Here is a 13,358-nt window from a genome sequence, read left to right as displayed (position 1 = left end):
CCATAATATTAAACTTTATCGTTAAAATTGTTTTGAAACACTCACTTTCTTCTAAAAATAATTGATACTTAAAATAACCCCATTGATAAACCAACAGTAAAGTTCCCATAACTATCAAAAGAGTTTGCATTTGCACGCCAAGATGCACCAACACCAAAACCTTTTTTAAACACATATACATATTTTAATTCTACAGGCAAACCAACTGTAACTTTTTCTTTAAATCTTTCTAAGTGATATGGCTGTTTATTGTTGTTAAACTCCACATCTGGAATGGTTTGCGTAATTACAGATACACCTGATCCAAATTGTAGTTGATGATGCTTTAAAATCAAGTAAGTTTTCCCATACATCAAACCCAAATCTGCCAAACCAGGGGTTTTAATATAACTTTCGTTTTCATCACCTTTAAGCAACCGCTGTTCCTCACTTCTATTATCGCTAGCGCTACTCATAGAGATTTTAAAATAATGATGATCCATTTGAAGCCAAACTCCGCCTTGCGCATAATTATCGTAAGTTTTAGATTTTCCTATTTCGAAACCAAAATAAAAATTGTTAAGTTCCGAAACTTCTCCTTTTTGTGCGAATAAAATATTATCAAGAGATAGTAGCAAAAGTATTGTAAGTATAATTTTATTTGTTTTCATTTTAGCTGATTTTAATTGACAACCAAAAATAATGAGGTTAAAAATAACGTATAATCTTTAAAATACTTACCTATCTTACTTTAACTCTTTAAAAGATAATTTTTAACTTAAATCTATAATAAAACATCATTTAAAATTATTCATAGGATATAAAAATTCTTTTATGCGGTTAAAATTTTATAAATTCACTTTATAAAATATTATTAGATGGATAATTTACAGGTAAAATACTTTGAGCAAGTTAAACTAGCCATACCACCATATCAAAATTTGGCGCAAAGTATTGCTGAGGTTTTATCGATAACTATTAACGAAGCCTACAAAAAAATCCGCGGAAATAGCCAATTAAACCTACAGCAGATCATTAAACTGTCTGATCATTTTGGCGTTCCTTTTATTTACAAGCCAGATCAATTGCCAACAGTAAGCTTCGATTATTTAAGTGTAGATCAAGAAATACCTAATATGTTGCTGTATTTAAAAGATTTACATAAAAATTTAAAGCAAATTCAAAAAAGCAGCAAAAAACACATCACCATTACTACAGATGACATTCCGTTATTTCATTTTTTCAAATACCCAGAACTAACTTGTTTTAAATTATTCTTTTGGTCTGATAGTGCAATGAATACCACAACCAAATTTGACCCCAGCTCATTTGACGAAGAAATAATTACGATTTCTAAACAGCTTAACGAAATATATTTAGAAATACCATGCACAGAAATTTGGGCTAAAGACACTGTTCATGGCACAATTGAACAGATTAGATATGCTTTTGAAGCCGGCTATATCGACAAAGATTTAGCCTTACTTATTATTGAACAGGTGCGCTATTGTTTAACCGACATAAATATGTATGCCATTAGCAGTAAAAAAACTATAGATCCTGAGCATACTTTTAACTGGTACAATTGCGATGTATTAGGAAGTATTTCTTACTTGGTAGATTATAATGGCAGCTTAGCTTGCTACAACAGATTTAACACGTTTAATTACTTAAAAACTGAAGACCGAAACTATTGCGAGCAAACCAAAAATTGGATGCAAAGTTTAATTAAAAAATCGGTTTCTTTTAGCGGACAAGGCGAAAAGCATAGAAATAAATTTATATATAATGCCTTTGCCGAGTGTGATAACCTGGTTAAAGAAATTAGATAAAGTAATATTTAGATCATAATTTTATGAAAATCAGTTGCAGTGGCAAAGATTATCGTCAGTCCTGCACTTTGTTTCAAGCCCTTTTCGCCAAGGCGAATTCGGGGCTTTCCACGTCGTTCAGGTTTATTTTACGCAGGTTTATGCGCATAGTTGCGGTTGTTAGCAAAGGCAGAAGCAATTTAGCCCCGATTGAAGCGGACACGAAGTAAAGCGAAAAGCGGGACCAACATTAAAAAAAGGCACAGCCATTGCGCTTCAAAAAAATATATGCTATTTTACATCCTATTATATTTGTACATGCTGAAAAAAGAACGCTATCAACATTTTGTAAAACACTTTGCCACAAAGCAGCCCAATGCAGAAACCGAATTACATTACAATAATCCGTATCAATTGTTGGTTGCCGTAATTTTGTCGGCTCAATGCACTGATAAGAGAATTAACCAAGTTACACCAGCGCTTTTTCAGCGTTTTCCAAATGCAAACGCTTTAGCAGACACCACACCAGATATTGTTTTCGATTATATTAGAAGCGTAAGTTACCCAAATAATAAAGCCAAACATTTGGTTGGCATGGCCAATATGTTGGTAAATGAATTTAACAATGAAGTGCCTTCTGATGTAGATTTGTTGCAAAAAATGCCAGGTGTTGGTCGTAAAACGGCAAATGTAATTGCATCTGTAGTTTATGATGCACCAGCTATGGCAGTGGATACGCATGTATTTAGAGTTGCCAATAGGCTAGGTTTAACCATTGGTAAAACTCCTTTAGCAGTAGAGCGAGATTTGGTGAAAAATTTACCAGAACATACCATTGCAATGGCGCATCATTGGTTAATTTTACATGGGCGTTATGTGTGTGTAGCCAGAAGCCCAAAATGCAGTATTTGTGAGCTAACCAGCTTTTGTAAATATTACGAAAAGCTCAATAAAACTAAAAATATTAGTGATGTTGATAAATTTATTAAAATAGTTTAAATATTATTTGCAATAATCAAATTAAAATTAATATGTTTGCTAAAGTTATTAGCATTACGATTTTGATTATTAGCCGATACATCTATTTATTTACTTAGAGAATTACAAAATGAACCCAAACGCAGAAAAATTAAAAGCGCTACAATTAACATTAGATAAATTAGAAAAATCATACGGAAAAGGTTCTGTTATGAAATTAGGCGATGCTCCTGTTGAAGCAATCGATTCGATTTCTACAGGATCAATTAGCTTAGACATTGCTTTAGGTATTGGCGGTGTACCAAAAGGTCGTGTGATTGAAATATATGGACCAGAATCTTCTGGTAAAACAACTTTGGCAACGCACATTATTGCCGAAGCTCAGAAAAAAGGTGGCATTGCTGCATTTATTGATGCAGAACATGCTTTTGATAAAGGTTATGCCAAAAAATTAGGCGTTGATGTTGACAATTTATTAATCTCACAACCTGATAACGGTGAGCAAGCTTTAGAAATTGCAGATAATTTGATCCGCTCTGGTGCGATTGATGTAATTGTAATTGACTCGGTTGCTGCCTTGGTACCAAAAGCAGAGATTGAAGGTGAAATGGGCGATAGCCGTATGGGCTTACAAGCTCGTTTAATGAGCCAGGCCTTACGTAAATTAACAGGTACTATTTCTAAAACAGGCTGTTGCTGTATTTTCATTAACCAATTGCGTGAAAAAATTGGGGTAATGTTCGGCAATCCAGAAACTACAACTGGTGGTAATGCCTTAAAATTTTATGCTTCGGTACGTTTAGATATTCGTAGAACTTCTCAAATTAAAGATTCTGATGAGGTTTCTGGTAACAGAGTGAAAGTGAAAATTGTTAAAAATAAAGTTGCGCCACCTTTCAGAATTGCAGAGTTCGACATCATGTTTGGTGAAGGTATTTCTAAAACTGGTGAAATTATCGATTTGGGTGTTGATTTTAACATCATTAAAAAAGCTGGCTCATGGTTCTCTTATGGCGAAACTAAGCTTGGCCAAGGTAGAGATGCAGTTAAAAATTTATTATTAGATAATCCTGAATTGTCTGATGAAATTGAAGCTAAAATTAGAGCCGAAGTAACTGGTGATAAATTAGAAGAGAAAGTATAATTAGTTTTAAAATGACTAAACAAAAAATCCCGCTTGATGCGGGATTTTTTTGTTTATAAAGTAACTGTGTCAGTCTGAGGAATAATTTATTTCATAAAAATCAATATGAATGACGTTAATTTAGCTCATCTTGTCATCCTCTCGAATTTTGTATTCCAACTATGAGATTCCTCCGAAGTCGCCTGCCTGCCGGCAGGCAGGGAATGACAAAACAAGGAGCTTATTTTTTTTTTAGAAATTTGATTTATAGATACTTAATAAATAACGTCAATGGTAGCGCTTGACAGCCGTGGCTGGTAGTTGAAAGACATTATTCAAATAACGATCAATCTGAAACAGAAAATTTTTACTTAAAACTTGATGACTTTGGTGCACCTTGCATATTTGCATTTGCTTTTTGCATAAACTTTTTGTCTAGTGTGATAATGGTATAGGTGGCGATTACAATACCTACAACAAGCAATACCAAACCCAGGTAATTTTTCTTTTTGTCTTGTTTAATCATCCAAATTAAAAAGGCCAATAAAGGAATTAGCAATAAACCGAAAAAAATAAAACTATTTGCACCCATAATATTAATCTAAAAATTCATTCTCGCCAATGGCGAAATCTCTTGTGTAACAAACTCACCTGCTAAATATTTGTGATAACCCGCAATGGCAATCATACCAGCGTTATCTGTACAATACTGAAATGCAGGAATGTATACCTTCCATCCCAATGTATCTTGTGTTGCTAACAGCGCAATTCTTAATCCAGAATTTGCAGAAACACCACCAGCTATGGCAATTTCTTTAATACTGTATTGTTTAGCCGCCTTCTTTAATTTGTTCAATAAAATATTAACAATACTGTATTGAACAGAAGCACAAATATCAGCTAAATTTTCTTCAACAAATTGTGGATTTTTTATTTTATTGTCTCTTATAAAGTACAAAATTGCAGTTTTAAAACCACTAAAACTATAATTTAAACCTTGTATTTGAGGTTCTGGAAATTTATATGCTAATGGATTACCATCTTTTGCATATTTATCAATTAATGGCCCACCTGGATAAGGAAGGTCTAAAATTTTTGCGGTTTTATCGAAGGCCTCTCCTGCTGCATCATCTAAAGTTTCGCCCACAATTTCCATATCAAAGTAATCCTTAACCAACACAATTTGAGTATGACCACCAGAAACCGTTAAACATAAAAACGGAAATTTAGGCATCGGATCATCAATAAAATGCGCTAATATATGGGCTTGCATATGGTTAACCGCAATTAAAGGTAAATCTAGTGCTAATGCAAAAGATTTAGCAAAAGAAACACCTACCAGCAGCGCACCTAATAAGCCTGGGCCACGCGTAAAAGCCACTGCATTTAACTCATTTTTGTTAACTTTAGCGATTGTTAAAGCTTGTTGTACAGCAGGCACAATGTTTTGTTGATGAACTCTTGATGCTAATTCTGGAATTACTCCTCCATAATTTTCATGTATTGTTTGGTTTGCAATAACATTGGCAGTAATTTTGCCGTTGTAACATATAGCAACCGAAGTTTCATCACAAGAAGATTCTATAGCAAGTATTATCGGCACGTTTATTATTATTAAGCTACAAAACTATTAAAAAACTATTAAAAATACTGCTTTGGGTTGTTGCATCAATAATTTTGTTGCTTGCTGCGCTACTATTTTCGCTTAAATTTAAGCCAGTACAAACATTTGCGGCTAAAAAGGCTGCTGCATATTTATCTAAAGAATTAAACACTACGATTAAAATTGATGGTTTATATGTTAAACCATTTAAATCTGTAGTTTTAGAGGGTTTGCTGGTGCTTGATTTACAAAAAGATACTTTAGCACATTTCCCTAAGTTTTTGGTTGACTTAAATAAACTTTCTCTGAAAGAAAGAATACTTGATGTAAATACTGTTCAGGTTAATAACGGTGCTTTCTTTCTAAAAGATTATCAGGATGGATCATCAAATTTGGATTTTATTATTGATTATTTTGATAGTCCAGCTCCAGTTACCAAGAAAAAAAAGAAAAAATTTCAGTTTCTGTTTGATCGGATTATTCTAAATAATGTAAACTTTAAATATAAAAACCTAAAGGTAGATACCACTATACAAGGCATTAATTTCGACGATATTGATGTAACCAAGTTGAACGGCATTTTCGAAAAATTAAATACAAAAGATCACGTTCTTCAATCAAATATCAAAAATCTTTCGTTAAGAGAAAAAAGCGGTTTCTACCTTAAAAATTTATCATCACTAACTACTATTGATACCAATGCCATCGAATTAAAAAACTTGATGTTGGTTACCAATAAAACTCGTCTATCAGATTATTTCCAGATGAAGTTTACAAAAATGAAAGATTTCAATGATTTTGTAAATAAAGTAAGGATGAATGCTGATTTCAAAAATAGCCACATTTCATCGAGTGATATTGCCTTTTTTACGCCTGCTCTTAAAAAAATGAAGTTAGAGATTGACATAGATGGTGAAATTACTGGTCTTGTTAATAATTTAAAAGCAAGAAATTTATCATTAAAAACTGGAAAAGCAACTTACATAAAAGGCGATTTTAGCCTAAAAGGTTTGCCTAATTGGGAAGAAACCTTCATGGATATGAAAATAGAAATGGCAGGTACAAACAAAAAAGATTTGGATGAGATTTTAACCGATATTACTGGCAAAAAAGTAAAATCTATTCCAGCAATTGTAAACAAGTTTGGTAATGTAAATTTCAATGGCTCATTTACAGGTTTCCAAAATGACTTTATCGCCTATGGCGAATTTAAAACGCAATTGGGCAGAATTAAATCTGATGTAAACATGAAAATTGATGGAAAAGGAAATCCATCGTACACCGGAAATGTAAAAACCTACGATTTTAATTTAGGTGAATTATTAGGCGAAAAAAGCTTAGGAAGAATAACTTCAGCATTGTATGTAAAGGGAAAAGGGATAGATGTAAAAGATTTATCAGAACAACTGAAAGGAGATATTACTTATATCGATTTTAATGGCTATCGCTACAGAAACGTAACCGTAAATGGCACTTTTAATAAAAAATATTTCGACGGAAATCTGAAAATTAACGATAAAAATGTACAATTAGTTTTTGATGGAGGTGTAAATTTAAATCCAACGTTACCTGTATTTAACTTTAAAGCTACCATTACTAAAGCACGTTTAAGAGCTTTAAAACTCTATAAAGACTCATTGCAAGTTGATGCTATATTTAGCACTAACTTTTCTGGTAATAACTTAGATAATATTCAAGGCAGCCTCTCTATTGAACAGATCAGATTAAATAATGTAAAAGGAATTTATAACATCGATTCTGTACAACTTACAGCACAAGGAATAGGTATTGATAGGAGTTTATCCATTAAATCTGACATTTTAGATGCCAGTATAAAAGGACAATATGATCTAAATTCGATTGTTTCTTATTACAAAGCAATCGCCAAAACATACGTTCCTTCTCTTAAAACAGAAATCATCAATTATAAACCTCAAATATTTGATTTCGATTTAAGGGTGAAACGCTTTGAACCTATTGCAGAACTGATTTTGCCAGGTTTAGAGATTGAAGACGAAGCTATTTTAATCGGCTCTTTCGACTCAAGAAATTATACGGCCAGTTTAAACGGAAGTATTAAAAAGTTAACATATAAAGGAATCATAGCCAACAATATCATTATTGATGAAAGCACTACCGAAAGACAGTTAACAGCAATTATTACTTCAGATAGAGTTGATCTAAACGATAGTTTATTTATTAAAAATGTAAATATTTCTAACGTGTTAAGAAATGATAGTCTTGCACTAAACGTTAAACTTTCTAACGCCGATGATGCAAATCAGCTAGATTTAAACGGACTGGTAGAATTTGCGGGAGAACAAACCGCCAAAATCAGCATTTTACCATCTAACTTAAAAATCAATAGCGAAGATTGGAACATTCAAGATAAAGTTAGAATTAGCTTTGATAATGGAAAAACAGAGATAGATGGTTTTTCTCTTTCTAATGAAAAGCAAATCTTAAAAATTGATGGCGTGATTTCCGATGATCCGAAAGATTTATTAGCCGTAGGTTTCGAAAACTTCAGTTTAAAAACATTAAATCCTTTTGTTAAAACTTTTGGGGTTAAACTTGCAGGAACTGTAAATGGCCGAACACATTTGTATGATATTTTAAAATCGCCTCGTATAAATGATAGCTTAAAAATAGACTCACTTACCTTTAACGACACCTACATTGGAAGTTTAACTGACACATCGTCTTATAACAAAAGTGAAAATATTGCTAAAATTTATACACAAATATTAGCAGATGACAAGGAAACGCTAAAAATGACTGGAAATCTGGACTTAAAAGAAAAGATGATAGATGTTTCAGTTAAGCTTGATGAAACCAAACTAACCATTTTAGAACCTTTTGTAAAACAATTAGTATCTAACTTAAAAGGTAATATTTCTGCAGATATCGGTATTAAAGGTAATTTCGAAAAACCACAAATAAATGGAAATATTAGCTTTAACCAAGGGGAACTTACTGTAAATTACTTAAAAACCGCGTACACATTAAATGACAAAGTTGAAGTAAATAATAGCGTTATTTTAATAGACAACTTAGGTTTAAGAGATGCTGATGGCAATAATGCAACGGCTAATGGCACTGTAGATTTAAATAACTTAAATACCCCAACTATAGAAGTAGATTTAGTTGCCAACAACTTTATGGCATTAAATACTACAGCTAAAGACAATTCTGTTTACTACGGTAAAGCTTATGCAAGTGGCAATTTTTCTTTCAGTGGCCCAACTGATAATATGGTAATCAATATCGATGCAAAAACTGAAAAAGGCACTATATTTAATTTACCACTAAATAGTTCAGAAACTGTTTCAGATAAAGATTTTATCACCTTTGTAAGTAGAGATAGCACTCAAATTGTTAAAAGAAAAACTAGTTTTAATGGGTTAACCATGAATTTCAAGCTTCGTGTTGATCCAAATAGCACGGCCAACATTTATACAGTTTTAGGTAAATTAAGTGGCAAAGGTAACGCAGAGTTAGAGCTTAATATTAATAGTGTAGGCGATTTTGAAATGAAAGGCGACTACATTATTGAAACTGGAGTTTTTGATTTTACAGCCCAAGAAGTAATAAATAAGAGATTTGATATTAGACAAGGTGGTACCATTAGGTGGACTGGAAACCCAACCACAGCACAAATTAACTTAAAGGCTATTTATGCACTAAGAGCTAGCACAGGCGATTTATATGTGGCCGCTAATCGCGATCAAAGCAGTAACAACAACGAAAGAATACAAACAGAAGTAGAAATGGGTTTAACTGGTTTATTATTACAACCAGATATTAAATTGGATATTTTCTTTCCAGCCAATCCAGCTAAAAAAGAAGAGTTTCAATCTTATTTTAATGATGGTAATAACTTAAATACCCAAGCTTTAAGTTTAATTATACAACGAAGGTTTGCACCAGGCACCGGACAAGCTAATTTAGCCCAACAATTAGGTTCTGTTGGTACAAGTACTGCCACCGAGTTAATTTTTAATCAATTCAACAATCTTTTATCATCACTTAACTTAAACTTTGTTGATATTAACATTAGAAACTTTAACGATGCAAGTGCATCATTTAAGTTTTTTAATGATAGAGTTATTGTTAATGCTGGTATAGTTGATAATTCTGCTGGTGCTGATTTATCATTTAATGGCTTTAGAGGTAACGTAGGTAGAGAGGTAGAGATTTTGGGCTTAATTAAAAAAGATGGAACTTTGGTTGGTAAACTAGCCAACAAACCTCCAACATTACAAAGCATTTTCGCCAACCCAGGAGTAGATCAAAATAGAAATGTAACTTCGTTAGGTTTAATCTACAATCAGCAATTTGATACGTTTAATGAATTTTTACAAAAAATAACCGGTAAATATCGTAGAGATCAAAAGAGAAAAGCGGAGCAGAAGGAAAAAGCAGAACTCACTAAAGAGGCAGTATTAAAAGATCAGAAAAAGACAACAACACCAAAAAAATAAGAACAGGACTTAAGGATTTAAGGATTAATAATATCGGAATATATTATGATGTAGATTGGATGAGTTTTGCGCACTTATAGCTAGAAACCTTAGTTCGATATTTAAATAATGATTTGTCAGATTTGTCAGGCTTTTTGGTGTGTTCAATAAGGTCAGTCGTCACCCTAAATTTATTTCAGGGTTAGTTTCGCTTAACAAGCTAAAAATGACAAGTTTAACAATCGAGTTCAGGTTAGAAGCAAAAAAAAGGATGATCATCCGCTTTCCAACTTCCAATCATCCTTTAATTTAAAATATCGTTAATCTTACTTCATAATTTGGTGACCCATTTTATCACGTTTGGTTTTTAAATAGTATTCGTTATGTTGGTTACTTTCTATTTCAATCGCAATATTTTCTACAATCTCTAAACCATAACCAATTAAACCAGCACGTTTAGTTGGGTTGTTAGACATTAGTTTCATTTTATTAACGCCTTGTGCTCTTAAAATTTGTGCTCCAACACCATAATCACGTTCATCACCTTTAAAACCTAATTCTATATTTGCTTCAACAGTATCAAAACCAGCATCTTGTAAATTGTACGAACGTAATTTATTAATCAAGCCAATACCTCTACCCTCTTGGTTCATGTAAACAATTACTCCTTTTCCTTCCGCTTCAATCATTTGAAAGGCCTTGTGTAACTGCGGACCGCAATCGCATCTGCAAGAGCCAAAAATATCGCCAGTTACACAAGAGCTATGTATTCTGGTTAAAATTGGTTCACCTTCTTCCCAAACACCTTTACTAATGGCTAAATGAGTAGCTCCGTTGCTCAATTGCGTATAGGCTGTCATTTTAAAATCGCCCCATTGAGTTGGCAAATTAACCGTAACCTCTTCTCTAATTAAACTTTCGGCTGCAAGGCGATAAGCAATTAAATCTTTTATCGAAATTATTTTTAACTGATGTTGTTCGGCAATTACCATTAACTCTGGCAAACGAGCCATTGTACCATCATCATTCATAATTTCTACCAAAACACCAGCGGGTTCAAAACCAGCTAAACGAGCAATATCAATGGTTGCTTCTGTATGTCCGGTTCTTCTTAAAACGCCTTCCCTTCTGGCTTTTAACGGAAAAATATGACCAGGCCTACCTAAATCTTCTGGTTTAGTATCTGGGTTAATAAGTGCTTGCACTGTTTTTGCCCTGTCGTGTGTAGATATGCCTGTTGTACAACCTTGGCCAATTAAATCAACCGAAACTGTAAAAGGAGTTTGATGTAAAACAGTGTTGTTTTGCACCATTAAATCTAACTTCAAATCGTTGCACAAATCTTCAATTAAAGGCGCACAAATTAAGCCCCTACCATATTTAGACATGAAATTGATTACCTCTGGCGTAACATTTCTGGCTGCCGTTATAAAATCGCCTTCATTTTCGCGATCTTCATCATCAACAACAATAATTATTTTTCCAGCTTTGATATCCTCAATAGCCTCTTCTATGGTGTTCAATTTAATTTCCATTTATTTCTTATTTAAAACACAGCAATTTTAACTGCATTTTATAAGTGCAAAGTTACAACCTTTAGCAACAATAATGAGCTAAAAAATATCATCAATAAGTAAAGGATTTGAAAAGCAAATTTGCTGTAAAACACAAAATTAGTCTGGCTATTCGTTACAAATCCGCCCGCCAAAAAAGGCGGTTGCGTGTTTTTCACTGCTATCCAGTTTATAATGCACTGTTATTGCTACTAGGTTAAATTTGGGTCGTGCTTTAAAACTATGTAGGAGCTGTATTTACAGAAGAATTACCAACTTTGTGAGCTAAACACGACAGAAGTGTAAATCCTTTTTGTAGTGATGGGCAAAGCCCGAGGACAAAAAGATTGAAACGTATGGCGAGACTGCTTTTGCCAAAAGCAATAACCTTGTTTTTCTATTTATCTTTTTTCTTTTTAAAGAGCCCTATAATGAGCTGTTTATAATAATCTACATCAAAAAGTGCAGAATCAACAGTTGCTTTATAGGTTAAGAACACACCCAATGGCGCTAAAACAATTATGGCTGTCCACATTCCGAATATTGGATCCAATGAACCTTCCTTAGCAGATTTTTCTGCCACTGTAGATACAATATGGTAAATTAAAAAGAAAACAATGGCAATTACTACTGGCAAACCTAAGCCTCCCTTTCTAATAATAGCACCCAAGGGAGCGCCAATAAAAAATAGCAACAGGCAAGAAACCGCCAAAGTATATTTTCGTTGATATTCTATTGTTGCTTTTATGATTTCTTTTTGGTGAATATCATGCTCTATAACTCTGCCGTTAATTACTTGTTTAATGGTTTCTGCCTGATCATAAGCATTTTGCACCACCATTGTTCGCTCTTTATAAGGAATGCTATCTAAAAGTGAGCCGGTTAAAACTTTAGCAGGTACTTTAACTTTGGTATAACCAGCTAAATAGTTATTTTGTTTATAGTAAGCATTTGCATTTACTTTTGTAGATCTATCAATACTATCTAAATTTTTGGTTAGCGAATCCCTCCTAATTATCAATTCACTTCTATTAAGCATTTGCGCATTATTCTTAAAATTCGTTTCCTCCGTACGATTTAGCCCTTTAAAACTAGAGAAGTCAAATTTCTGTTCTGTCTCTTTAAAGCGCATACGCGTAAAGGTTTGTCGAGGATTAAACGAACTACTCCCACCGTTAGCCTCCTCATAACGCACACCATCAATCAATTTCAAGATCAAAAATTGTCCATCATCTGTTTTGGTCATTTTACCCTTGGCAGCTTTAATTATTTTAGAGATCCCGTTGCTGCCCGTGTGGTCGTAAATAGTTACTCCGTACAGCGAATCTAATCCTTCTTCTCCTTTACGCTCTACCAATAATGCATAGCCAGGTATGCTATTGTTAAAAACACCTGGTTTAATTAAAAAGGCTAATTTTTTGTTTCTAATATCCCAAAGCAGCGAACCGTATTTGAGGTTTGCTTTAGGCAGCATATAATCTGAAAAGAAGAATGATGCAATAGAAAGCATTACAATAAATACAAAAAGTGGCTGCATGGCTTTTTGCAAAGAAACACCTGCAGATTTTATAGCTACAAGCTCATAGTTTTCGCCAAGGCTACCAAATGTCATAATAGAAGATAGTAGCACTGCTAAAGGCAAAGCCATGGCTACGTTAGATGCCGATGCATAGACCATCACTTCGGCAATGGTGTACCATTCAAAACCCTTTCCTATTAAATCGTCAATGTATTTAAACAAAAAAAACATCAATAGAATAAACATCACAATAAAAAATGTGACGATAAATGGTCTAATGAATGCTTTGATCAGCAGTAGATGTATCTTTTTCAATGTACAAAGATAGG

9 protein-coding genes are annotated in these 13,358 nt (G+C 33.3%); 4 read left to right on the top strand and 5 right to left on the bottom strand.

The features are described 5' to 3' along the window. Nucleotides 1-68: 68 nt before the first annotated feature. Nucleotides 69-650, bottom strand: coding sequence for a hypothetical protein (locus tag FA045_RS16790; RefSeq protein WP_136878247.1), 582 nt, complete (start codon nt 648-650; stop codon nt 69-71). Nucleotides 651-857: 207 nt separating this feature from the next. Between FA045_RS16790 and FA045_RS16785 the strand changes: the two genes are divergently transcribed. The 3 genes from FA045_RS16785 (at nt 858) to recA (ending at nt 3,912) form a co-directional block, all read left to right on the top strand. Next, nucleotides 858-1,811 (top strand): helix-turn-helix domain-containing protein, encoded by a 954-nt coding sequence (locus tag FA045_RS16785; protein ID WP_136878246.1) that lies wholly within the window; start codon nt 858-860, stop codon nt 1,809-1,811. Between the two features lie 297 nt (nt 1,812-2,108). Beyond that, a complete protein-coding gene (nth, locus tag FA045_RS16780) occupies nt 2,109-2,789 on the top strand; it encodes an endonuclease III (protein ID WP_136878245.1) in 681 nt (226 codons plus the stop codon). 109 nt (nt 2,790-2,898) lie between these two features. Next, nucleotides 2,899-3,912, top strand: coding sequence for a recombinase RecA (recA, locus tag FA045_RS16775; RefSeq protein WP_136878244.1), 1,014 nt, complete (start codon nt 2,899-2,901; stop codon nt 3,910-3,912). 346 nt (nt 3,913-4,258) lie between these two features. Here the strand turns inward: recA and FA045_RS16770 are convergent, their stop codons facing one another. Together FA045_RS16770 and tsaD are read right to left on the bottom strand one after the other, a co-directional pair. Further along, nucleotides 4,259-4,483, bottom strand: coding sequence for a hypothetical protein (locus FA045_RS16770; protein ID WP_136878243.1), 225 nt, complete (start codon nt 4,481-4,483; stop codon nt 4,259-4,261). Nucleotides 4,484-4,492: 9 nt separating this feature from the next. Beyond that, nucleotides 4,493-5,494, bottom strand: a complete 1,002-nt coding sequence (tsaD, locus tag FA045_RS16765; protein ID WP_136878242.1) for a tRNA (adenosine(37)-N6)-threonylcarbamoyltransferase complex transferase subunit TsaD — start codon at nt 5,492-5,494, stop codon at nt 4,493-4,495. Between the two features lie 77 nt (nt 5,495-5,571). Between tsaD and FA045_RS16760 the strand changes: the two genes are divergently transcribed. Then, nucleotides 5,572-9,978: a translocation/assembly module TamB domain-containing protein gene (locus FA045_RS16760; protein WP_225871371.1), complete on the top strand. Its 4,407-nt coding sequence runs from the start codon at nt 5,572-5,574 to the stop codon at nt 9,976-9,978. Between the two features lie 305 nt (nt 9,979-10,283). Here FA045_RS16760 and FA045_RS16755 read toward each other — a convergent pair whose 3' ends face one another. Together FA045_RS16755 and FA045_RS16750 are read right to left on the bottom strand one after the other, a co-directional pair. After that, nucleotides 10,284-11,492, bottom strand: a complete 1,209-nt coding sequence (locus FA045_RS16755) for a bifunctional 3,4-dihydroxy-2-butanone-4-phosphate synthase/GTP cyclohydrolase II (RefSeq protein WP_136878240.1) — start codon at nt 11,490-11,492, stop codon at nt 10,284-10,286. A 415-nt stretch (nt 11,493-11,907) separates the two neighbouring features. Beyond that, on the bottom strand, nt 11,908-13,344 hold the full coding sequence (locus FA045_RS16750) for an LptF/LptG family permease (protein WP_136878239.1): 1,437 nt from the start codon (nt 13,342-13,344) through the stop codon (nt 11,908-11,910). Between the last annotated feature and the right edge of the window lie 14 nt (nt 13,345-13,358).

This window comes from Pedobacter cryotolerans (assembly GCF_005116475.1).
Classification (GTDB): domain Bacteria; phylum Bacteroidota; class Bacteroidia; order Sphingobacteriales; family Sphingobacteriaceae; genus Pedobacter; species Pedobacter cryotolerans.
The sequence above is the reverse complement of the archived record's forward strand: the minus strand, read 5'-3'. Positions and strand labels throughout refer to the sequence as shown.